The organism is Aeribacillus sp. FSL K6-8210 (assembly GCF_037963925.1).
GTDB classification, from domain to species: Bacteria; Bacillota; Bacilli; order Bacillales; family Aeribacillaceae; genus Aeribacillus; species Aeribacillus composti.
Genome location: NZ_CP150172.1, coordinates 2,651,985 through 2,674,441, shown reverse-complemented (window position 1 = coordinate 2,674,441; position 22,457 = coordinate 2,651,985). Strand labels below are relative to the sequence as shown.

The window sequence follows — 22,457 nt, the reverse complement described above, 5'->3', positions numbered from 1 at the left end:
CTTGCTTTAAAGGAGTTGTTCATGAGTAACAAAAAATTTGTAACCGTTTCGGCGTTAACAAAATACCTTAAGCGAAAATTTGATGTTGATCCACATTTGCGCGATATTTGGGTAAAAGGCGAATTATCAAACGTAAAAATTCATGACAGCGGACATATTTATTTTACGTTAAAGGACGAGCATGCCAGAATACAGGCGGTTATGTTTTCAAGTTTTAACCGTTCTCTTCCATTTCGCCCAGAGGACGGGATGAACGTATTGGTACGCGGTGAAATTACCATTTACCAGCCCGGAGGAATATACCAAATTTATGCAAAGGAAATGGAGCCTGATGGAGTAGGAGGGCTTTATCTTGCATTCGAGCAGCTGAAAAAAAAATTGGAGCAAGAAGGGCTGTTCGATGTCAAGCATAAAAAAACGATTCCTGCCTTTCCAAAGACGATCGGTGTGATCACATCGCCGACAGGTGCAGCCGTCAGGGATATCATCACAACGATCAAACGAAGATACCCTGTGGCAAAAGTGGTGGTTATTCCCGCAATTGTTCAAGGTGTACAAGCGGGAAAATCGATTGTGAATAAAATACAGCTTGCCAACTCCCTCGGTTATTTCGATGTCCTCATTGTTGGAAGAGGAGGCGGGTCGATTGAAGAGTTGTGGGCTTTCAATGAAGAGGTGGTGGCAAGGGAAATTTTTAAATCAAAAATACCCGTTATATCTGCTGTAGGCCATGAAACAGATTATACAATCGCAGATTTTGTCGCCGATCTTCGGGCGCCGACTCCAACCGGAGCAGCAGAGCTGGCTGTTCCTAATATAACGGATTTAATCGAAAAGATCCGGGAACGGAACATTAGAATGACGAACGCTTTAAAGGAACGGATCAAAAAGGAAAAGCTCAAGCTTTTCCGCTTAACCAACTCATATGCATTCAAATATCCGAAAAAGCTTTATATGCAAAAAGAACAGGAGCTGGACATTTTATTCGAACGTTTTAAAAAAGCAGGAAAACGTTACTTAAACGATCAAACGAACCGATACTTGTTATTGACGAATCGTCTTAAAAACGAACTTCCATATGACCAAATTGAGCGGGCGAAGACAAGAATGAAGGATCTGGACAAAAAAATGCTGCGCGAGATGACAGCTTTATATCAACAGAAGCTGAATCGCTTTCAAGCATTGGCTTCTAAACTTGATGCGCTCAGCCCATTAAAGATTATGGAACGTGGATACAGCCTTGTGTATAAACAAGATAAGCTGGTAAAGAGCGTAAAACAAACGGCTGAAGGGGATTTTATTCAAATTAAATTGCAGGACGGGACCATCCATTGTGAAGTATCTGAAATTGAGGAGAGAAGATCATGAATGATCAAAAAGAATTAACGTTTGAAGAAGCGATGAAAGAGCTGGAAGCAATTGTTTTAAAATTAGAAGACGGAGATGTTCCATTAGAACAGGCGATCCAATATTTTCAAGAAGGAATGAAGCTTTCAAAGCTTTGCCATGAAAAATTAACGCAAGCTGAAAAGCAATTGGATTTTATTCTTGATGAAGATGGAACGATCAAACCTTTCCAAGCACAGGAGGAAGAACAAAAGTGATGTCTTTTCCGGAATACTTAAAAACGCGCAAAGCTGCCATTGATTCCGTTCTTCCCACATATATTGAAAGATTAAATGCCCCGAAAATTATTAAAGAATCGATGATTTATTCCTTAAATGCCGGCGGGAAACGTCTGCGCCCTATGCTCTTGCTTGCCGTTCTCCATTCGTATGGAAAAGAAGAGAAAATTGGCTACCCGGTCGCATGTGCGGTGGAATTGATTCATACGTATTCGCTCATTCATGATGACCTTCCATGCATGGACAATGATGATTTTAGAAGAGGAAAGCCGACCAATCATAAAGTATATGGAGAAGCCATAGCCGTGCTGGCAGGTGACGGATTACTGACTGAAAGCTTTCGGCTGATTGCTGATGCTGAAGAGCTTTCAGATCGCGTAAAATTGACGCTCATTTCAGAGCTTTCAAAGGCGGCTGGTGCAGAAGGAATGGTTGGCGGACAAGTTGCCGACATGGAAGGAGAAAACAAACAATTAACTTTAAAACAGCTTGAATATATTCATGAGCATAAAACAGCAAAGCTTCTGGCTTTCAGTATTATTGCAGGTGCCATCATTGCTGAGGCGTCGATTGAAGAAATAAATAAATTAAAGGAATTCGCATACCATATAGGCATTGCCTTCCAAATTAAAGATGACATATTAGATGTTGAAGGAGACGAAGAAAAGATCGGAAAGCCTGTTGGTTCCGATGAAGAGAATAAAAAAACAACGTATTTGTCCGTACTGTCTTTGGAAGGCGCAAAGAAAAAATTGTCGGAGCATATTGAAACATCAAAGGCTATTTTGCAAACATGCTCCATAAACAATGAGCTTCTATTATCGTTTTGTGATTTAATTGGTGAGCGCGAACATTAAACGATGAAAATTCAGTGCACCTCCAACGGGTCGACAAAATGAGGAACGGGATTCGCATTTGAATGTGTGCATTCTCCAACAAGTTGAGGAAAACACTCTTATATGATATAATTCTGTCAGAAAACATGATGGAGTGGTGCAGTATTCTAGTCAGCCCTCCGGTTCTGAAGGCGGGCCTAAAAATCCGCTAAAGGGCACATCGATGAAGTTCCTGGTGTTGGCTTGAGGCGCCCAGCCTTGGGTTGATGCTGGGGGTTAAGGTTAGAGGGCGATCCACAATGGCATGTGGGCGTTGACCCTCTTTCCGCGGAGGCCCATTTTATGTGCAAAATGGGTATGAACCTGTCTACGCGCTTCATAGTGCAATGAGGCGCGGACAGCGTAGCCTGCCTTGAGTGGAGGCCGAGGGGATTATGGAAACAAGGAACTTTTTCATATGGCCAATGAAAGAGTTTCTTATTTGACATATGAAATCGGCTCTGCAAAAGAGGCTAGGAACCGGCTAAAGGCTGTTTGAGGAAAACTCCTAGACTGTTCACATGACATATATAGAGGATTGTAGTACGGACTAAGTGGCAATCCAGTCTAGCGTTTGGCGACAGCGCTAAGTCAGGTTTAAAGGGAAACCGCCGGGGCGGCAACGCCTGGTACTTGACTGGGAAAACCTACTGGACCTAAGCCGTAATGTTTACTCTATATATGACCACTCCATTTCGTTATATATAGTTTTTACATAGAAATCAGGTGTTATGCATTTCATGATGAAAGAGCTAATTCGATATTCAATACGATGGAGTTTAGGAATTGCCGTTATCACATTCGTGTTAGCGGCTCTTTTTTCAATTGTATCAACTGTTCTCCTGGAAGGCGTCGGATGGGCTGCCGGTATGATGATCGTTTTTGTGATCGTTTTAATCGGCATTTTTTTTGATATGCTCGGCATTGCTGCCACATCAGCAGATGAGGTTCCGTTTCATGCGATGGCGTCAAAGCGTGTGAGCGGTGCCAAGCATGCCATTCAAATTATCCGAAATGCCGATCGCTTTTCGAACTTTTGCAACGATGTTATTGGCGATATTTCCGGCATAATCAGCGGAACAGCCTCGGCTGTTGTCGTAGTGCAGCTGGCGGTGACGTTTGCCGACCGTCAAACTTCGGCGCTTGAGTTTACGATTTCAATCGTATTCACAAGCATTGTAGCCGCTCTTACTGTCGGAGGAAAAGCGTTTGGAAAGGCGTTTGCAATCCGTTTTTCAACTCCGATTATTTTTTATGTCGGAAAGATATTTTATTTTTTTGAAAAAAGATTTAATATTGTTTTGATGAAAGAGAAAAAAGGAAAGAATCATAAAAAAGCAAGCATATCTAAAAAGCGAAAGTGAGTGATCCGTTTTGGATCTATTGTCCATCGAAAATCCAAAATTTCTGAAAAAGTTTTCAATAAAAGAACTGGAGCAATTGAGCGCGGAAATTCGCCAATTTTTAATTGAAAAGCTGTCAGTGACCGGCGGACATATTGGACCAAATTTAGGAGTAGTTGAGCTGACAATATCTTTACATAAAATGTTTGACAGCCCGAAAGATAAATTTATTTGGGATGTAGGTCACCAGGCGTACGTTCATAAAATTTTGACAGGCAGGGCGAAAGAGTTTGATACGTTGAGGCAGTATAAAGGATTGTCCGGTTTTCCGAAGCGTTCAGAAAGCGAGCACGATGTTTGGGAAACGGGGCACAGTTCAACTTCACTTTCTGCGGCAATGGGAATGGTTATTGCCCGCGATTTAAAAGGAACGGATGAATATATTGTGCCGATTATCGGCGACGGTGCTTTAACCGGAGGCATGGCGCTTGAAGCATTGAATCACATCGGCCATGAACAAAAGGATATTATTGTTGTGTTAAACGATAATGAAATGTCTATTGCTCCAAACGTCGGTGCTCTTCATCATATACTTGGAAGATTAAGAACAACAGGCAAATATCACTGGGTAAAAGAAGAGTTGGAATACTTGTTGAAAAAAATTCCAGCTGTCGGAGGAAAGCTTGCCTCAACAGCAGAACGGCTTAAAGACAGTCTGAAATATTTATTCGTTTCGGGCATGTTTTTTGAGGAGCTTGGCTTTACCTATTTTGGACCGATTGACGGACATGATTTTCAGGCATTGATGGAAAACATTAGTTATGCCAAAAAAACAAAAGGCCCTGTTTTGCTGCATGTTATCACGAAAAAAGGAAAGGGCTATTTGCCTGCCGAAAAAGACAAGGTTGGAACATGGCATGGAACAGGCCCGTATAAAATTGAAACAGGCGATTTTGTTAAACCGAAAATATCGGCTCCGTCTTGGAGTGAATTAGTAAGTGAAACAGTTCGAAAATTAGCGAGAAACGATGAAAGAATTGTTGCAATTACACCAGCCATGCCGGTTGGTTCGAAACTTGAAAAATTCCGAGAAGAATTTCCGGACAGAATGTTTGATGTCGGTATTGCCGAGCAGCATGCGGTGACGCTTGCAGGAGGACTTGCTGCTGCCAATATGAAGCCGTTTTTGGCAATCTATTCAACCTTTTTGCAGCGCGGTTATGACCAAATGGTTCATGACATTTGCCGACAAAACTTAAATGTGTTTTTCGGAATTGACCGCGCAGGACTCGTCGGAGCTGACGGAGAAACCCATCAGGGAGTATTTGACATCGCTTTTTTGCGCCATATACCAAACATTGTATTAATGATGGCGAAAGACGAAAATGAAGGACAGCATATGGTTTATACGGCTCTGAAGTACGATGAAGGGCCGATCGCTCTTCGCTATCCGAGAGGAACAGGATTGGGTGTGCCTCTTGATCCTGAGCTGAAAGAAATTCCGATCGGTACGTGGGAAGTTCTTTTACAAGGTAAAGATGCTGTCATTTTAACATTTGGAACGACGATTAAAATGGCATTGGATGCAGCGAAAGCACTTGCCAAAAATAATGTTTCCGTTCGAGTCGTCAATGCCCGCTTTTTAAAGCCGCTTGATGAGAAAATGCTTCTTGAGATTTTCAACGAAGGAATACCGATTTTAACAGTAGAGGAAGCAGTTCTTGAAGGCGGTTTTGGCAGCTCGGTATTAGAATTTGCTGAAAAGCATGGCTTTACAAATCTTACAATGAAAAGAATGGGAATTCCAGATCGCTTTATCGAGCATGGAAGCGTGGAAAAACTGTTAGAAGAGATTGGATTAACAAAAGAAGGAATAATCAAAAATGTGCTCGAAGTAATACCAAAAAAAGAAAAAGGAATCAAATATGGGTAAAAAGGAACGTTTAGATGTATTGCTTGTAGAAAGAGGACTTGCAGAAACGAGAGAAAAAGCAAAAAGGGCCGTTATGGCCGGGCTTGTTTATTCAAATGAAAAACGATTGGATAAGCCTGGCGAAAAAATTGATCGCGACATCCCGTTAACTGTAAAGGGAGATGCGATCCCTTATGTTTCAAGAGGCGGTTTAAAGCTGGAAAAGGCGTTGAAACAATTTGAAATCAGTGTGGCAGGAAAAATTATGGTAGATGTCGGCTCTTCTACGGGAGGATTTACCGACTGCGCCTTGCAGAACGGCGCAAAATTATGTTATGCGGTGGATGTCGGGTATAATCAATTGGATTGGAAGCTGCGTCAAGATGAACGTGTCATCGTGATGGAACGGACAAACTTCCGTTATGTAAAGCCGGAGGATTTTCAAAAGGGGCTTCCGGAATTTGCTACCATTGATGTATCGTTTATCTCTTTAAAATTGATCCTCCCTGTTTTAAAAACCATTTTGGTGCCCACTGGTGAATGCGTAGCGCTAATTAAGCCGCAATTTGAAGCAGGAAAAGAAAAAGTCGGGAAAAAAGGAATTGTGAAGGATGCTCGGGTTCATGAGGAAGTTTTGCATGACATAACGGCCTTTGCAATCAGTGAAGGATTTGATTGCTTACATTTATCGTACTCTCCGATCACTGGCAGCAACGGGAATATAGAGTTTTTGCTCCATTTGTATTGGGGAGGGGCAAAAGAAAAAGGTGACATAAAATTTACGGAAACAATTGAAGAAATTGTGAAAAACGCTCATTCGACGTTAAAAATAAAGAGACAGGGATAACGAATACAAGTTATTCCTGTTTTTCTATGAGATATCATAACAGGAAAGAGAATAGGGGTGGTCGCTAATGACAAAAGGACAGCGTCTTATTAAAATTAGAGAGCTTGTCACAAATTACGAAATCGAAACGCAGGATGAACTAGTTGAAATGCTGAAAAATTTAGGTTTTAATGTCACCCAAGCAACCGTATCCCGCGACATCAAAGAGCTCCATTTAGTGAAGGTTCCGACATCTGATGGACGTTATAAATACAGCCTGCCCGCAGATCAGCGCTTCAATCCCCATCAAAAGCTGAAAAGAGCATTGATGGATGCATTTGTTAAAATCGATTCTGCCGGACATTTGCTTGTGATGAAAACAATGCCGGGAAATGCTCATGCAATCGGTGCATTAATTGATAATTTGGACTGGGAAGAAATATTAGGGACAATTTGCGGCGATGACACGATTTTAATTATATGCAGGAAGAATGAAGACACCAAAACGTTGACGGAAAAATTTTTGGACATGCTTTAACAAGTTTGGGGTGAAAATGCGATGTTAGCGGAATTGTCGATTAAAAATTTTGCCATTATTGAATCCCTATCTCTTTCTTTTGAAAAAGGGCTGACAGTGCTGACGGGAGAAACAGGTGCTGGGAAATCGATCATTATTGATGCAATATCTCTTCTTGTAGGAGGACGCGGTTCTTCTGAATTTGTCCGAGCCGGTGAAAAGCGCGCTGAATTGGAAGGGTTGTTTATATTGGAAGAAGAGGACCATCCGTGCTTGAAAAAGTGCCATGAATTAGGAATAGATGCTAGTGAAGGCATGATTGTTTTAAACCGGAATATCTCCGCTAACGGAAAAAGCATTTGCAGAATTAATGGAAAGCTTGTCACAATCGGAATTCTCCGGGATATTGGGAGCACATTAGTCGATATACATGGACAGCACGATCATCAAGAGCTGATGGACGAGCAAAAGCATCTTCATCTTCTCGACGAATATGGCGGCGAAGAAGTGAAAAAAGCAAAGGATGCATACGTAAAGTTTTATAAAAAATACACGGACTTAACAAAGCGGTTAAAAGCCCTTTCAGAAAATGAGCAGCAGATGGCGCATCGATTGGATTTATTGAAGTTTCAATTAAAGGAAATTGACGATGCCGATTTAAAAATGGATGAAGATATAAAGCTTCAGGAAGAACGGCAGGAAATGTTAAATTTTGAAAAAATTTATGAAGCCTTGAAAAATAGCTATGAATCGCTGCAGGGAGAGCAGCGCGGGCTTGATTTTTTACGACTTGCCATGAATCATTTAGAAGAAGCAGCAGAATTTAATAAACAGTTAAAAGAAATGTCCGAAACGCTGTCGAACAGTTTTTACGTTGTAGAGGATTTAACGTTTCAGCTTAGAAATGAATTAGAACGCATGGAATTTAATCCTGATCGGTTAAATATGATAGAGGACCGCCTCCATGTCATTCATCGGTTAAAACGAAAGTACGGGCAAACAATCAAAGACATTTTGCAATATAGAGATGAAATTGAAAAAGAGATCGATACGATTGAAAACCGTGATAGCCATATTCAAACGCTTAGAAATGAGCTTAAATCTGTCGTCGAAGAACTGCTGACAAAATCCCAACATTTAACAGCAATAAGAAAAAAATACGCAAACAAGCTAACTGCTCAAATCACATCTGAATTAAAACAGCTGTACATGGATAAAACTACATTTAAGGTTCAATTTTCGCAGAAAGAGGCCCAAGATTCCGCTTTGATCGATGGAATTCCAGCGAAATTTGGAAGTGACGGCATGGATTTTGTGGAATTTTACATTTCCACCAATCCAGGCGAACCTCTTAAGCCTCTTGCGAAAATTGCTTCCGGCGGGGAATTATCAAGAATCATGCTTGCCTTAAAAACGATTTTTTCCAAGCATCAAGGAATTACTTCCATCATATTTGACGAGGTGGATACTGGTGTAAGCGGCCGTGTCGCCCAAGCGATCGGAGAAAAAATTTATCAGGTGTCGATTAACTCTCAAGTGCTATGCATCACGCATCTTCCTCAAGTTGCAGCGATGGCTGACAACCATCTATTAATTGCTAAGGAAGTAAGCAAAGAGGGAAGAACGAAAACAAAGGTTATTCCGCTTTCTGAAAAAGAAAAAATTGCAGAAATCGGCCGGATGATTGCTGGAGCAGAAGTGACGGAATTGTCGAAGCAGCATGCAAAAGAGCTGTTGGATCTGGCTATATCGGTGAAATCCTCCTAGCGGAAATAATTTCTTTAAGAAAAAGTTATAAATGACCTCGCTCAAGGAAAAATTATTAGATGTAGCCATGTGAAATAGTCATATGGTGTGGGTTAGGAGCGAGGAGAGTGAAGAAATGACTTTAGAATACATCAGAAAAATAATTGGTACGATTCTCCTTGTTTCTTTAATCAGTTTAGGCTTTTCAAAAGAGGTGCGACAATATTTACACATTCCGAAAACAATCACCATTTTTGAACATGACGTTTATACAATAGAAAAAAATGTTATTCCAGCTCAAGCTCAAGTTCAGGATGTTCAAAACGCTTTCAAAGTGTCGGAAAGCGGGGACGAATTGCAGCTAAAAGGCACGAAATCTGGAGATGGACAAATTCTCTATGAAATAAAAGGCATGCCGGTTAAAAACGTGAATGTCAAAGTTCTCCCGGAATTAAAGGTAATTCCTGGAGGCCAATCGATCGGTGTTAAGTTAAATACACTTGGTGTTTTAGTAGTCGGCTTTCACCAAATTGAAACTGAAGCCGGAAAAAAATCACCGGGTGAATCGGCAGGTGTAGAAGTCGGCGATATGATAACAAAAATTAATGGGACAAAAATAGAAAAAATGAGTGATATTATTCCATTTATACAAGAAGCAGGAAGAACAGGCCGCCCTTTAGCGATCGAAGTAAAACGCAACAACAAAGTTCTCAACACGAAATTGACACCAGTCAAAGACAAAAGCGACAAAACGTATCGTATCGGTCTCTATATACGGGATTCTGCAGCAGGCATTGGAACGATGACGTTTTATGATCCGAAATCAAAAAAATACGGTGCTCTTGGGCACGTTATATCAGATATGGATACAAAAAAACCGATTGTGGTTGAAAACGGAAAAATTGTCCGGTCTACGGTAACGTCGATTGAAAAAGGAAGAGGCGGAAGTCCAGGTGAAAAATTAGCAAGATTTTCAGAAAAACATGAAGTGATCGGCTCTATTTCAAAAAACAGTCCATTCGGCATATTTGGCAGGCTGAATCAAGAAGTGAAAAACGGAATTATGGACAAACCGATACCAGTTGCTTTTTCACATCAAGTGAAAGAAGGTCCTGCACAAATTTTAACAGTGGTAGATCAAAATAAAGTGGAAGCATTTGATGTAGAAATTGTCAGTACCGTTAATCAAAAGTTTCCTGCAACAAAAGGCATGGTCATAAAAGTGACAGATAAGGAATTGCTTAAGAAAACAGGAGGCATTGTTCAAGGAATGAGCGGCAGTCCAATCATTCAAGATGGAAAACTGGTTGGCGCTGTGACTCATGTATTTGTCAATGATCCGACATCTGGTTACGGTGTTCACATTGAATGGATGCTGCAAGACGCAGGGATTAGTATGGACGAAAAGCAGCAAAAAGCGAGTTAACACACTCGCTTTTTCTTATTACATGATGCAGCGATCTGACATAAATCCTTTTGCGAAAAACGTCACGTTCACATAAAGGAATTTTGTGAAGTGGGCTGTTTGCTTTAAAAGCAAGGGAAGTGTACTGGCTCAATCAAGCGAAAATTTATGTATAAACTTATTTAATTCGACATACATATTTATTACAAAAACGCTGTTTATGTTTGTTAGAGGAGAATTTTGCTTGAAATCGAAAACTTTATTCATAATAAGAAGAACTTTGAAAAAACACATAATTTTTCACTTTTTTTAAAAAAGGAAAAGGATTCTCTGTAAAGTTGTCGAAAATATCTTGTAGATCAAACAATGTATAATTTTGTAAAGAGGATTGGGAGGAGTGCGTGTGGAAAAAATTAAAGTATGTATCGTTGATGATAATCGAGAGCTTGTTGCCCTTTTGGATGAATATTTATCCAGCCAGGAGGATATGGAAGTAATCGGCGTTGCTTACAATGGTCAGGAATGTTTAAATATTTTGAATGAAAAAAGCCCGGACGTCCTTGTTTTGGATATCATTATGCCCCATTTAGATGGATTAGCAGTACTGCAAAAGCTCAAGGAGCTAAACAAAGCGAAAAAGCCGAACGTAATCATGTTAACTGCTTTTGGCCAGGAGGATGTAACGAAAAAAGCGGTCGACCTAGGGGCTGCTTATTTTATTTTAAAACCGTTCGATATGGAACAGCTGGCTGGAAATATTCGTCAAGTGAGTGGAAAGCCTTCGCCTCTAATGAAAAATATATCTTTACATAAATCTGGCTCTGCTGTTTCTGAAAATAAAAATGACAATCTAGACGCTAGTATTACAAGCATTATTCATGAAATCGGGGTTCCTGCGCACATCAAAGGATATTTATATTTAAGAGAAGCGATTTCCATGGTTTATAATGATATCGAGCTGTTAGGATCGATTACAAAAGTGCTTTATCCAGATATTGCGAAAAAATTTAACACAACGGCAAGCCGTGTGGAACGTGCTATCCGCCATGCTATTGAAGTAGCATGGAGCCGCGGCAACATTGAATCTATCTCATCGCTGTTTGGCTACACAGTCAGCATGTCAAAAGCCAAACCGACGAACTCGGAATTTATTGCAATGGTGGCAGATAAATTGAGATTGGAGCATAAGGCGAGTTGAGAGTAAGTGTATCAAGGGTTTGAAGGTATAGTAAAAATATTCCATACTGATGGCACTGACCAATAAATTTCTTAACTATACCTATAAATTCAGAATTAAATATCAACTAATAAAAACACTTTCAGATTTTATTGACCAACAATAAAATCTGGAGGTGTTTTTTATTTTGAATGATCTTCAAATGCATTTAGATAATTTCCTACTGTATTGTGATTCAAAAAATTTATCTCGAAAAACACTTGCCAGTTATCAGCAAACTTTACAACTGTTCCTTATTTTCCTTGAACGTGAATGTAAAATCACGAGTATTGACAAGGTGAAGTCGGTTCATATTCGGCAATACATTAGATATTTACGGGAGCGTGGAAAATATACGGTTGTCGCAAATGAAAAAAGCAAAGAAATCAATTATCCCGACAGACGAAATGATGCAGGGAAAAAAATTAGTGATACAACCATTGCGAATTATTTAAGAAATATCAAAGTATTTTTCAACTTTTTGTATCGAGAACGTGAAATAAAAGTTAATCCGTGCGAAAACATCGAGAATATTAAACCGCAGCGGAAGAAAAAGCCTTTGCTGACAAGAGAAGAGATAAAAAAGGTACTTAACGCAATGGACATTACAACATTTCACGGCTATCGTACATGGATTCAAACAAGGTTAATACTTGACACAGGAATTCGTGCAAGCGAATGCTGTGCATTGCGCCCTGAACATGTTGATTTTGATACAAAATCAATACTAATCGAAAATCCAAAGAACAAGCAACAACGGTACGTGTATTTTTCATACAAAATGTCTACAGATTTAAAACGTTGGATGAAATATCGAGATCGTTTTTCTGATAGTCCATATCTTTTTCCAACAACAAGAGGAACTCAACTAGACGTCAGAAATTTTGAACGTGCGCTACGTGAAGCTGGAAGAAAAGTTAGCGTTGAAATACATCCGCATCAGCTAAGAAATAATTTTTCTAAATATTACCTATTAAATGGTGGAGACTGGGTTTCGCTATCTCGGATTTTGGGACATTCAAGTGTTGAAGTTACGCAAAAGGCTTATCTGGATTTCACAGATCAAGAAATTGGAAGAAAATATCAAAAACATTCACCGCTAAACAATTTAGATATTTAAGGAGGTAATCAAAAATAATGGATACTCTTAGCGATCACATAAAACAAACTGTCCGCAAAATTGACGCATTTCTTGATAATTACACGCTCGGCACATTAATCATCGAAAATGGACAAGCATTTCTTGAATTAGAAATCGGGGAATTAATTGAGCTCAATGATTCATTCATTATTCAAGTTTTTGCAGGCGGTCAATATCAAACAATCACATATGATCAAGTAATTAATACATTTTGTTCTGATGCTCCAGATTGGCATCTTTATGCAGGAGCAGAATGCAGAATTAAAAGAAAGGCGGTAGCGTGATGAAAACAATCAAAATCAATGAAAATGAACTTATCACAATTAAAAATGCACTGTTTTCGCATATGCAGCACATTCGCAAAGACATTAAACAAGCAAAGCGTGAAGGGAAAGATACATCATTTCAAGAGCAAATACTTCAAGATGCACAACAGGCATTTGAAGCATTAAACTTTGCTGAATAATCTAATCTAAGGAGGAATCTTTATATGAATCAATTTCAAGTTTTTGGAGAAGTGAAATTGTCAGTGTCTGTTAATGTCAAAGCGAAAAATGAAGATGAAGCAAAAAGAATGGCGGAAAATCAATTGCATGAATTGCTTTTTGTTGATGCACAATTAAAACTTGTTAAGTCTGATGGGGAAATAATCGAACCAGAAGTCCATGATTGGACAACTGAAACAAAAGTAGCATGTGAGGACTAATAAGTATAAACCCCTATTTTAAGCCGAGTTTTGCCTGTTTTTAATTAAAAAAATAGGGTTACTACCCTTCGAGTAGTAACCCATTACCAAAACAAAAAAGGACGCTTTTCCAACGTCCATCAACCAAATTATAAGCTAATTACATATTAATTCAAAATCTCGAAAAAATCAAGCGTTTCGAGGTGTATTTCGTATTGTCTTTTTTAGATGTTGGAATTGTGTCCCCAAAAGAAAGGGAGACGAGAAATGAAAAATCAATTTAGCTATGATTTGATCAAACAATATCAATCATTTAAATCTGTTGAAGAAATGAACAAGCATGTCAGAGCCTTTTTGTATCACAACAAATCAAAGCTATCTGAATCGACTGTAAACGTCTTAAAAACGCTATACACGCATTCTGTTAAGGTTATAGGGGTTTCTTTTGCAAAATACGATTACATCGCTGAAATAGCAAATATAAGTCGTAGAACAGTCATTAGAGCCATGAACCAACTTGAAGAAATGGGAATTATTAAAAGAATTCCGACTACTAGACCAAATGGGAAGCGTGGTATCAATATCATTGTCATTCAGAAAACAGATTTATCTATACCAAGTGAAAAAACGTTAAATAACAACATGTCACCGCAGCTTGTCACTGCTGATGTCACCACTGAAAACAAGAAGAATCAAGATCACTCTGTTATGAGAAATACTAAACGTACTAACGTACATACAGAAAGTCAACAAGCAGATAATCAACCAAAAGAACTAGACGCAACATTTGTACCAGCAAGCGTTTCAAAAGAATTCGTAGATACAGTCAAGCCGTTCTTCAATTCAGCAAAGCATATATACGATCTATTTCAACGTGTTCAAATTGCATATAAAAAATGCAAATTTGATAGACCGTTAGATGAATTGATTGATATAGCTGTCGAATCATTTAAAACAACCATATTTGCGAAAAAGATGGGAAAAATAAAGAAAACGTTTGAAGGTTATTTCTACACTGTGCTATATAGCAATTTTGTAGTTGAAAAGAGAAGGGAAAATAGGCATTTGTTGTATGATTTTTTGAATGATGAAATTTGATTAAAATTTTTTGAAAAAATTAAAAATAGTATTGATTTACCGTAAACCATATTGTAAGATAAAGGTACAGTGATTTACCGTAAACCGAAATGAGGGATATCCATGTATACTGGGTTGGAGTTCATTATTGATTTTTTTAATGTAGAGAAAACACTATTTGCTGAAGAGCTTGGAGTATCCAAACAGCAATTAAATTCGTGGCTTAAAGGTCAGAGACCTATACCGAAAAAATGGTTAAAAGTTCTTTCCGAAAAATATCAATTGGATGAAGAAATATTTACAAAAGATTTGGATCATGAATCACAAATGGATTTATATCGCCATCTATTGAAATTGCAAAATGAAACAGAGGAACAAATTGAAGAGAAAGTTAGAGTTTTAGAACTTGTTAATAAAAGGACGGAATTACATTTAAAAAATTTAGAACGTTTAGAAGGTATGTTAATGCAAATACATCAAAGAGAAGTTGAACGATATAAAAATTGCGAAAATGTCTTTGAAAAGGTTGAAAAGGTCTCTAAAGAGGAAGAAAAGTTTATCTTCAGGACAGATAAATTTTTGAAATTAATTGAAGAAAATAATGAACTGAAACTGGAACTGCTTGATAAATTTTTCGATGCTTTATTAACTGGTAAGTTCAATGAAAATAAACTCAAAAAATATATATCATTCCTTGACAACTAAATTGTTTTTTTGAAATTTTAAAAAATCACTTGAAGGTCAAATAATAATGCGATTAGATCTAAACGTCAAATATGGTCAAACTTTAAGGAGGTGTTGCCATTGATTGTATGAGCTTAGGAGGTTGGTGGTTTGATTTGGTAAAAAATAAATTGAGGAGGAAGCGATTTAATGCAATCAGATAACCTTTTTCTAATCGCATGGGATGATATTGACGAGTATGTGGAATTTTTAAAACAACATGCCGGACAAGCATTGATTGATGAGTATAAACGAAAAAAGAAAATGGGGGAATCTAAATGAACTCTATTCAATTGAAAAATGAGCTTTTAACTATCCAATCAAAAATTCAAGACGATATTACGAACTTTCATCAGCATGTACTTCACGGAAACAAAACAATCCTTGCATGGGAAGAAACCATTTACGAAAAAATGATGACATACCTTTTGTTAATGAACAAAAAGGAAATGTCACCGAAAGGATTTAATGAACTGCTTGAACAAACAATGCAGGGACGAGATCAAAAATGGCATATGGTTCGATATTACGCTGAAAATACAGATTCTTATTCTATCTTCAATGTGATTGTTTATTTGAAACGGATATGGTCGCAATATAAGAAGCTACATAGACAATTTAAGCGATTGCGTGTCAAGCTGATTGACGATCTCGGGGAATTGAAAACACTTATTGAGCAAATCAAAGCAAAGCCGAAGAAAAATAAACGCACTATGCAAGCACTCGAAACGCTTCATGATCTCCATTATCAGGCACTTGAAGCATTGACAGTGGAACTTTGCACAATTGATTTTCGCAAATATCTCGAATACATGTTCATTAGCGATGCAACTATCTCAAAGAATGAATTCTTGAGCCTTTTAACGCTAGACCATTCAAAACGGAGTCAAGATACTATTCGCAATCTTCCAGAACGTATTGACCGTGATACATTTTTAGATGCTGTTTTTGTAGACAAAATTGAAGATGAATGGAACGATACGTTCGGGGAAATGATATTCGATTCAGTGATGATTGCAAAAGACCGTGATCCTGAACTTAGACAACGAATGCTGGATAAGATTGACGAGATTTTTGAAGGAAAATTACCGATGGTGAAAGCAACATATGATGAGTATCTGCAACCAGTTAAAATTGAGCGAATGAAACCGAAATTACGACTTGTGAAAAAATAAAAAAGACACGTTCTTTAAACGCATCTCTTAATATATAAATATAGAAAACTATTGACATAGATTCAATAAAATGTTAAGATGGAAACGACACCTTCATGTCTTTTTTTGCATAAATACCCATTTTAAATTGAATTTTTAATCTAACTAAATGATACATCATTAAAATGAAGGTGTCAACAATAATTTTTTAAAAAATGAAAGGGGGAATGTAATGAATCAAACGTACTGGGAGAATTCGATCAGACTATTTTTTAATGAATGGAAAAATATGAAAACTCCATTGCAACACCCAGAACACTTCAAGAAACCGCAACTAGAAAAGAAATTACTCACCATTGACGATCTTATACATAAGACGAATCAACAGCCACTAAAGAAAAAGAAACGTGGCAGACCAAAGAAAAAAGCAATTTAATACATATACTTTGACTTTAACTATATTTGACCTTCGTTTCGAGGGTAACTCTTTTTTGCCCTCGAAAGGCTTAATTTATTAATCAAAAGGAGGAATGAACCGTGAACATCAAACAACGCCATTTATACATGCTCAGGAGAAAGGAAAAGAAAATAAGAATTAAAGAAATTGCTTCGGCAATCGGAATTACGAGTGCTGCCATTAGCCAATACGAAAATGGAAAGATGAATTTGTCAAAGGAAAATCTAATAGCTTATCGTCAGTATATCGAAACGCACGATAACCGCATTAAAAACTGAATTTTATTTAAAGAATAAGGGGGAATTATATGACATTTGAATTAGAAGATTTAAAGCCTTTTATTGATTCGAGTCAACTTAATAATTTACATCCAGAAGCGTTTCTTGAAACATTTAATCATATATACGATTTTGTGCAGCAATCCCAAGCAATTTATACATACTTACAGAAACATCCTGAATCCGAAATAAAATACATAAAACGGGTGCTTAATTCACCACCCGGACAAGGAAAAACGACGGCTTTACAAGCGATCATAAAGATGAATATTACAGATGCGTATCAAAAACATCCGTTCTTGCTGGTATTCAATAATGGTGATACGATGAACGCTTTTGTTCAGAACATCTATACATATACCGATATTCCAAAGACCATTCTTACGGTCGATGATGAAAATATACAGACCGTCAAACCCGTGATTCAAGAGTATCAAATGCTTTGCATTACACAGCAACGTTTTAGGGATCTTGCATTAGATTACGGAAATCGTGAACTCTTCACTAAATATGCACAAAAAGCATATTGGGGTAGATTACCGTCAGACATAAAACTGAAGCGTAAATACATACCTAGAACCATTATTGCAGACGAAATGCCTATTTTCTTTGACACGGCAGTATTTGATATATCGTCTGAAAATAATTCGGTGGATTGGTTTGATGCGCTTGCAGAAAACACCGACAATGGGAAACTGATTTCCTTTTACAAAGCGAAGGGAAGAGGGCTCATCAACGAATTAATTAACTACGAACTACTCCATTCAGTCGGCAAAACAACAAAAAAACTAATCCGCAAATACGAAGGGACAGATACTGAAAACGTCTTACGATATATTTTAGACTCACTTAATACTCATGGTGTAGAAATAGAGCATTTAAATAAATTCAAATGGTTCAAGCGTTTATTGTTTGAAGATGATATTGGGGCAATTGATCGGAATGGTAAGAAAACAGTCATCCTTTGCTCAAAATACATAGATTACGGTTCATTTGGAAACATACTTGTGTTAGATGGAACGGCAATACATACAAATGAAGTTTATCGTCATGGAGGATATGACATTGTAGAGGTTAAAAATTATCACAATTACAAAGATCGGTTGACAATCGAATGGTGCAAAATTAATACTTCTAGTTCAGCAAGAAACGATAAAGATAAGGAAATCAAAGAAAAAATCGCATCTGATATCATATCGAAAAGAAAAAATGGAATAGACGTTTTGCCTATTCCATCCAAAGAAGATACGAATTTTTACATACAATCCGGTGCCATTACATCAGAACAATATGAACGGTTTTTCAAAGAGAAAATCAATGAAAATGATCAGTTAGCCATTAACATACGCAATCTTATAGGAAAAAATGATTTAAACAAATACAATCACATAGCCCTTTTGAATTTACCTATATTACCACCGCAACAATATAAATTGCAAGCTATTGCACTGTATGGAACAGATATTGATTTACGATTAGTTCGTGATGTGACTGATAAAGAAGAAGAGAAACTCTACAAAGAACAATGGTTTGTTGATTCAAGATTGCAAAGGCTATTTGAACAGCAAATTAAAGCCGATCTTTCGCAAATTATACATAGAACAAGCATTCGAAACATTAATGCGGACACAAAAGTAACAGTTACATTATATCATAATAAACCAAAAACAAACAAGCTGCTACAAGAAGTATTTCATATACCAAATAAAAACATTATTGAAGTTCCGTTGCAACAGAATGAAAAGTTAAAGGAAAAATGTTACAAGTGGGCTGAACGGGTATATGAATATTTACGGAGTGAGCCGAACAGAGAATTTACAGCAAAAAAGGTAGGAGGTCAACCTTTTAAGGACTTTATTAATAAAAACTGGGAACAGCATAAAACAGAATTTATAACCATATTTTCAAAGTTTAATATAAAAATCATTCTCAAAAAGAATGGATACAAATATTTCATGTTAGTTGATGATGGAGTTTTTGAGAATGTAGCCGAGAAAAAGTGAAGAATTTTTCTATATAGAATTATATATAGAAATTTTCTTCACTTTGACAGATTGTTTGCAAATCATTTACAGTAAATGGGTTTCTGGATTAATTCTTAAAGTTAATAATTGCCGATGTGAGGGGGTGTGGGGGTGGTGCATCGGCAGGTTCTACAACTTTTGTGGAGTGACGTAAGGAACGAAACAAAAGTTGTAGAAGATGGTTAGGTAGCACCCCCACAACAATAAACTTGAAAGGAGGTGATGGGCTATGAGGGTAAATAATTCGCTTTCTTCTTGTCGTTGAAACAGGATAACGCAAAGTTGCGTTATGACAATGCAAAATGAACAATAACATTAACGTACTTTTCAAAATGAAAGTATGTTCAAGAAACAATCAGTCACAAAGAAAATAAAAGGAAAACAATAGACAATGTGAACAAAAGGAGAAGATGAACAATGACAATGACAAATGCAATCAGAATGGCAATGATAACGACAAGAAGAAAGCAAAAATCGGTTGATGTTGTTGTTTGGGCTTTTGGGGTGAGAAAAATTATAAGAAAATGGAGGAATGTGTATGACAGCAAAATTAGAAAAATTGGTGCGTATCTATTCAGTTGATACTTCTGCGTTTTATAATGATAACGAGATTAAAATACATAAGAAGCTTTTGAAATTATATCGACATAGGGATGTTTTGAAAAAAAGGCTTTCTGATAAAAAATATAAGAATAATGAAGAAAGATATAAATACTATAAAAAATACATAAGTCAACGCATTGCAAAGTTAAAAAACGAATTACATAAATCTTTTGTAGAAAATAAAAATATCCGCCACCTAAGAAAAGACGCACTCAAAGAAAACAAAGTAATTGGTCTATTTGAATCCGTATTAACAAGAACACTAGGCATTAAAGAAAATGAATTATCAGAAGATATCATAGTGGTACAAGTCTACTATTTTCAAATATTAGAAGACTTAATCAAAAATGGATTTTTACATAACAATGAAAAATACATATATTTTAGTAGCTCCGCAGGTCAGATTAGAACGAAGAGAGCAGTATTTCTTCGTGAATCCTTATGGGAAAAACATAAGAATTCGCTCACTTGTGGCTTGAGTGTAGAAGAAATTAATTCAAAAGGCGGAGTTAACATTAATAAATACCAAGCATATTTAGCTTTAACAAACAGTGCTACAGAGGAATGGAAAGGTTTTAACATACATAAGTCAATTGTTGTTGATGATTTAGAAACAACAGTACATAGTATAGTAGATTTTATTGATCGTGATACATATGAAATTACAAGAAAAGAAATGGGCATCCCCATTGAACACACAGATGGTTGTGGAATGATTTTACCTAAGAAAAGTAAAAAATCATTCATGGTTAGATTACCTTGGATTAAGGGGCTATTAGTCCCCTTCCCTTTTGATAAGTTTGCAAAAGAACATGGCTCATTTGTTGTAAAAGATATTTACGGTAAGGAATGGGATATTATTAAAGATGATATACAAATAATTTTCACTAAAAGCCAATTTAAAATGTGGAAGTATTACAACGATTGGCAAGAGTATAAAGATAAATTTATTAAATACAATTGCCAAGCAGCAAAGCTAAATGAAGAAGATACATCTGGCGAAGGGAAATTAAATTATCAAATGTTGCAGACTCTAACTGATATTACTGATGAGGAGTTAAAAAAGATTGCTGAAGATACAATTCAAGACATTTTGAATGTGGGTAGCGATAAAGAAACAATGCTGAGAGTATTGGGTGCAACAAAAGAAAATAAAAAGAAAAATTGGTTTCAACAAGCATTATTAATTTACCCTGAATTATTGAATGATCCACATTCAAGACAAGTTATTAAAGATAAAAAGAGAAAGTTAGTTAAAGAAGCTAGAGCCGGAAAACTTAATGTGAATGGTAAATACACTTTTCTTTGCCCAGATTTATATGCATTTTGTGAGAGACTGTTTTTAGGAAAAGAAAATCCAAAAGGCTTGCTTGCTAACGGTGAAGTTTATTGCAGATTATTTGATAAAGGTAAAGTTGATGTGCTGCGCTCCCCTCACCTTTATCGTGAACATGCTATTAGAAACAATGTAATTGATGATGAAAAGAAAAAATGGTTTATTACGGAAGGAATTTACACAAGCATTCATGATCCAATTAGCAAAATGCTGCAATTTGATAATGATGGTGATAAAGCTCTTGTGATTCAAGATGAGACATTGGTAAAAGTTGCAGAAAGAAATATGCAAGGCATTGTTCCTTTGTATTATGAAATGGCTAAAGCAGGTGCAGAAGAGATCAATTCAGAGAATATTTATAAAAGTTTAATATTAGCTTATAAGGCTAATATTGGAGTTATTAGCAATGACATAACTAAGATTTGGAACAGTGAAAAAGTGGATTTAGATGCGATTAAGTGGCTAACAATGTATAACAATTTTGTGATTGATTATGCAAAAACTTTATTTATGCCTGAACCACCTGAAGATGTAAGACAAACACTGAAATCCTATGCTAAGAGTAAGATGCCACATTTCTTTAAATATGTAAAAGAAGAAACAAAAAAAGTTCAAATAACGAAGGACGGCAAAAAAAGAACGCTCACATTCAAGAAGAAAAAGGAAGTTGAACCAATCAATAATAGTACGGTGAACAGATTGCATGAAATTATCCGCGACAAGAGAATTAATTTTACGAAGATTGCAAGTAAGTTTGATTACAAAATGCTAATGAAGAATAAAAGAGTTAAATTAGATGAAGAGATTATTAGCAAATATGAGGAATTAAACAAAAACAAAAAGCAGTTGATGAACGATCAAGAAGAACATGAATCTTATAAAATGCCGTACGTTTATCAGCGTATTAGAGAAGAATTATTGAAAGTTAATGACGATGTGCAATATGTAACAGATGTGTTAGTGAAACATTTGAAAGATAGTCCGTTTAAAACAACTCTTTGGGCAAGTTTTGGAGATATAATATTGAAAAACTTAGAACGTAACTTAAAGGGAACGAAACAATGTGAAATGTGTGGCGAACGGATTGAGAAGAAACGAGCGAAAAAGTACTGTGAAAAGTGTGCCAAGAAGCGTGAACGTGAGAGGGTAAAACGATTGAGACAGAAACAGAAAAAAGTTGAACGAAAATAAAAGTGCAAAAAATCATTATTTTTCAATAGTTTTTGTAACTTTGTGCAAAGGTAAATAAATCATTATACCCTAAATTCCTTATAGTAGCAAGGGATTTGGGGTTATTTTTTATGAAATACGATAATAGTCTTTAAGGGTAACGGAAGCACGACAGGTTATATTTTATAACTTGTATGTGCTTTTTGTTCCACCAACTTTTTGTTTAACAATTTCATCAGCAATTTAATCAAGGTATTTAATTGTATCAATAAATATTAATTAATTCTTGTTTTGCTTTTGCCAATCCACGAATAGCAGAAGCGACAGTAACGATGTCGTTTAAT

The 22,457-nt window shown here is 36.7% G+C and carries 23 protein-coding genes; all 23 read left to right on the top strand.

The features are described from left to right. Nucleotides 1-21: 21 nt before the first annotated feature. The 23 genes from xseA to NSQ41_RS12805 all read left to right on the top strand — a co-directional run bounded on the left by xseA (nt 22) and on the right by NSQ41_RS12805 (nt 22,134). On the top strand, nt 22-1,368 hold the full coding sequence (gene xseA / locus NSQ41_RS12915) for an exodeoxyribonuclease VII large subunit (protein ID WP_144596800.1): 1,347 nt from the start codon (nt 22-24) through the stop codon (nt 1,366-1,368). Beyond that, nucleotides 1,365-1,604, top strand: a complete 240-nt coding sequence (locus NSQ41_RS12910; RefSeq protein WP_063388128.1) for an exodeoxyribonuclease VII small subunit — start codon at nt 1,365-1,367, stop codon at nt 1,602-1,604. Before xseA ends, NSQ41_RS12910 begins: the two co-directional genes overlap by 4 nt. Further along, complete coding sequence (locus NSQ41_RS12905) at nt 1,604-2,482, top strand: farnesyl diphosphate synthase (protein WP_327873853.1); 879 nt, start codon at nt 1,604-1,606, stop codon at nt 2,480-2,482. The genes NSQ41_RS12910 and NSQ41_RS12905 overlap by 1 nt, the downstream gene beginning before the upstream one ends. Before the next feature lie 761 nt (nt 2,483-3,243). Next, nucleotides 3,244-3,864: a hypothetical protein gene (locus NSQ41_RS12900; RefSeq protein ID WP_066247695.1), complete on the top strand. Its 621-nt coding sequence runs from the start codon at nt 3,244-3,246 to the stop codon at nt 3,862-3,864. A gap of 10 nt (nt 3,865-3,874) precedes the next feature. Beyond that, nucleotides 3,875-5,776: a 1-deoxy-D-xylulose-5-phosphate synthase gene (gene dxs, locus NSQ41_RS12895; protein ID WP_063388130.1), complete on the top strand. Its 1,902-nt coding sequence runs from the start codon at nt 3,875-3,877 to the stop codon at nt 5,774-5,776. Further along, nucleotides 5,769-6,602, top strand: coding sequence for a TlyA family RNA methyltransferase (locus tag NSQ41_RS12890; protein WP_063388131.1), 834 nt, complete (start codon nt 5,769-5,771; stop codon nt 6,600-6,602). The genes dxs and NSQ41_RS12890 overlap by 8 nt, the downstream gene beginning before the upstream one ends. Nucleotides 6,603-6,669: 67 nt before the next feature. Beyond that, nucleotides 6,670-7,119: a transcriptional regulator ArgR gene (gene argR / locus NSQ41_RS12885; RefSeq protein WP_063388132.1), complete on the top strand. Its 450-nt coding sequence runs from the start codon at nt 6,670-6,672 to the stop codon at nt 7,117-7,119. Between the two features lie 21 nt (nt 7,120-7,140). Further along, nucleotides 7,141-8,865, top strand: a complete 1,725-nt coding sequence (gene recN, locus NSQ41_RS12880; protein ID WP_339196802.1) for a DNA repair protein RecN — start codon at nt 7,141-7,143, stop codon at nt 8,863-8,865. Nucleotides 8,866-8,980: 115 nt separating this feature from the next. Further along, nucleotides 8,981-10,270 carry a SpoIVB peptidase gene (spoIVB, locus tag NSQ41_RS12875; protein ID WP_339196799.1) on the top strand — a complete coding sequence of 430 codons (1,290 nt, stop codon included), beginning with the start codon at nt 8,981-8,983 and terminating at the stop codon, nt 10,268-10,270. Nucleotides 10,271-10,652: 382 nt separating this feature from the next. After that, nucleotides 10,653-11,447, top strand: a complete 795-nt coding sequence (gene spo0A / locus NSQ41_RS12870) for a sporulation transcription factor Spo0A (RefSeq protein ID WP_063388135.1) — start codon at nt 10,653-10,655, stop codon at nt 11,445-11,447. Nucleotides 11,448-11,613: 166 nt separating this feature from the next. After that, the gene (locus NSQ41_RS12865) at nt 11,614-12,585 is read left to right on the top strand and encodes a tyrosine-type recombinase/integrase (RefSeq protein WP_339210096.1); all 972 of its coding nucleotides are present in this window, start codon (nt 11,614-11,616) and stop codon (nt 12,583-12,585) included. 17 nt (nt 12,586-12,602) lie between these two features. Then, the gene (locus tag NSQ41_RS12860) at nt 12,603-12,890 is read left to right on the top strand and encodes a hypothetical protein (RefSeq protein ID WP_339210095.1); all 288 of its coding nucleotides are present in this window, start codon (nt 12,603-12,605) and stop codon (nt 12,888-12,890) included. Beyond that, nucleotides 12,890-13,072, top strand: coding sequence for a hypothetical protein (locus NSQ41_RS12855; RefSeq protein WP_339210094.1), 183 nt, complete (start codon nt 12,890-12,892; stop codon nt 13,070-13,072). The genes NSQ41_RS12860 and NSQ41_RS12855 overlap by 1 nt, the downstream gene beginning before the upstream one ends. A 24-nt stretch (nt 13,073-13,096) precedes the next feature. Continuing rightward, nucleotides 13,097-13,312 (top strand): hypothetical protein, encoded by a 216-nt coding sequence (locus NSQ41_RS12850; RefSeq protein ID WP_339210092.1) that lies wholly within the window; start codon nt 13,097-13,099, stop codon nt 13,310-13,312. Nucleotides 13,313-13,558: 246 nt separating this feature from the next. Continuing rightward, nucleotides 13,559-14,389 (top strand): helix-turn-helix domain-containing protein, encoded by an 831-nt coding sequence (locus tag NSQ41_RS12845; protein WP_339210091.1) that lies wholly within the window; start codon nt 13,559-13,561, stop codon nt 14,387-14,389. Between the two features lie 102 nt (nt 14,390-14,491). Continuing rightward, the gene (locus NSQ41_RS12840; RefSeq protein ID WP_339210090.1) at nt 14,492-15,073 is read left to right on the top strand and encodes a hypothetical protein; all 582 of its coding nucleotides are present in this window, start codon (nt 14,492-14,494) and stop codon (nt 15,071-15,073) included. A gap of 168 nt (nt 15,074-15,241) precedes the next feature. Continuing rightward, complete coding sequence (locus tag NSQ41_RS12835; protein WP_339210089.1) at nt 15,242-15,373, top strand: hypothetical protein; 132 nt, start codon at nt 15,242-15,244, stop codon at nt 15,371-15,373. Next, the gene (locus NSQ41_RS12830) at nt 15,370-16,266 is read left to right on the top strand and encodes a hypothetical protein (RefSeq protein WP_339210087.1); all 897 of its coding nucleotides are present in this window, start codon (nt 15,370-15,372) and stop codon (nt 16,264-16,266) included. The genes NSQ41_RS12835 and NSQ41_RS12830 overlap by 4 nt, the downstream gene beginning before the upstream one ends. Nucleotides 16,267-16,477: 211 nt before the next feature. Next, on the top strand, nt 16,478-16,681 hold the full coding sequence (locus tag NSQ41_RS12825) for a hypothetical protein (protein WP_339210085.1): 204 nt from the start codon (nt 16,478-16,480) through the stop codon (nt 16,679-16,681). A 101-nt stretch (nt 16,682-16,782) separates the two neighbouring features. Then, complete coding sequence (locus tag NSQ41_RS12820; RefSeq protein WP_339210084.1) at nt 16,783-16,980, top strand: helix-turn-helix transcriptional regulator; 198 nt, start codon at nt 16,783-16,785, stop codon at nt 16,978-16,980. A gap of 29 nt (nt 16,981-17,009) precedes the next feature. After that, the gene (locus tag NSQ41_RS12815) at nt 17,010-18,983 is read left to right on the top strand and encodes a hypothetical protein (RefSeq protein WP_339210082.1); all 1,974 of its coding nucleotides are present in this window, start codon (nt 17,010-17,012) and stop codon (nt 18,981-18,983) included. Nucleotides 18,984-19,421: 438 nt separating this feature from the next. Continuing rightward, complete coding sequence (locus tag NSQ41_RS12810; protein WP_339210081.1) at nt 19,422-19,586, top strand: hypothetical protein; 165 nt, start codon at nt 19,422-19,424, stop codon at nt 19,584-19,586. Beyond that, entirely contained in the window at nt 19,543-22,134 is a 2,592-nt protein-coding gene (locus NSQ41_RS12805) for a TraR/DksA C4-type zinc finger protein (protein ID WP_339210079.1), read from the top strand. The genes NSQ41_RS12810 and NSQ41_RS12805 overlap by 44 nt, the downstream gene beginning before the upstream one ends. Nucleotides 22,135-22,457 lie beyond the last annotated feature (323 nt).

Excerpts from the sequence above, each read along its gene's own strand:
- xseA (WP_144596800.1), top strand. The coding sequence starts at position 22 with ATGAGTAACAAAAAATTTGTAACCGTTTCGGCGTTAACAAAATACCTT.
- NSQ41_RS12910 (WP_063388128.1), top strand. The coding sequence starts at position 1,365 with ATGAATGATCAAAAAGAATTAACGTTTGAAGAAGCGATGAAAGAGCTG.
- NSQ41_RS12905 (WP_327873853.1), top strand. The coding sequence starts at position 1,604 with ATGTCTTTTCCGGAATACTTAAAAACGCGCAAAGCTGCCATTGATTCC.
- NSQ41_RS12900 (WP_066247695.1), top strand. The coding sequence starts at position 3,244 with ATGAAAGAGCTAATTCGATATTCAATACGATGGAGTTTAGGAATTGCC.
- NSQ41_RS12890 (WP_063388131.1), top strand. The coding sequence starts at position 5,769 with ATGGGTAAAAAGGAACGTTTAGATGTATTGCTTGTAGAAAGAGGACTT.
- argR (WP_063388132.1), top strand. The coding sequence starts at position 6,670 with ATGACAAAAGGACAGCGTCTTATTAAAATTAGAGAGCTTGTCACAAAT.
- recN (WP_339196802.1), top strand. The coding sequence starts at position 7,141 with ATGTTAGCGGAATTGTCGATTAAAAATTTTGCCATTATTGAATCCCTA.
- spoIVB (WP_339196799.1), top strand. The coding sequence starts at position 8,981 with ATGACTTTAGAATACATCAGAAAAATAATTGGTACGATTCTCCTTGTT.
- NSQ41_RS12860 (WP_339210095.1), top strand. The coding sequence starts at position 12,603 with ATGGATACTCTTAGCGATCACATAAAACAAACTGTCCGCAAAATTGAC.
- NSQ41_RS12855 (WP_339210094.1), top strand. The coding sequence starts at position 12,890 with ATGAAAACAATCAAAATCAATGAAAATGAACTTATCACAATTAAAAAT.
- NSQ41_RS12850 (WP_339210092.1), top strand. The coding sequence starts at position 13,097 with ATGAATCAATTTCAAGTTTTTGGAGAAGTGAAATTGTCAGTGTCTGTT.
- NSQ41_RS12845 (WP_339210091.1), top strand. The coding sequence starts at position 13,559 with ATGAAAAATCAATTTAGCTATGATTTGATCAAACAATATCAATCATTT.
- NSQ41_RS12840 (WP_339210090.1), top strand. The coding sequence starts at position 14,492 with ATGTATACTGGGTTGGAGTTCATTATTGATTTTTTTAATGTAGAGAAA.
- NSQ41_RS12835 (WP_339210089.1), top strand. The coding sequence starts at position 15,242 with ATGCAATCAGATAACCTTTTTCTAATCGCATGGGATGATATTGACGAG.
- NSQ41_RS12830 (WP_339210087.1), top strand. The coding sequence starts at position 15,370 with ATGAACTCTATTCAATTGAAAAATGAGCTTTTAACTATCCAATCAAAA.
- NSQ41_RS12825 (WP_339210085.1), top strand. The coding sequence starts at position 16,478 with ATGAATCAAACGTACTGGGAGAATTCGATCAGACTATTTTTTAATGAA.
- NSQ41_RS12815 (WP_339210082.1), top strand. The coding sequence starts at position 17,010 with ATGACATTTGAATTAGAAGATTTAAAGCCTTTTATTGATTCGAGTCAA.
- NSQ41_RS12810 (WP_339210081.1), top strand. The coding sequence starts at position 19,422 with ATGACAATGACAAATGCAATCAGAATGGCAATGATAACGACAAGAAGA.
- NSQ41_RS12805 (WP_339210079.1), top strand. The coding sequence starts at position 19,543 with ATGACAGCAAAATTAGAAAAATTGGTGCGTATCTATTCAGTTGATACT.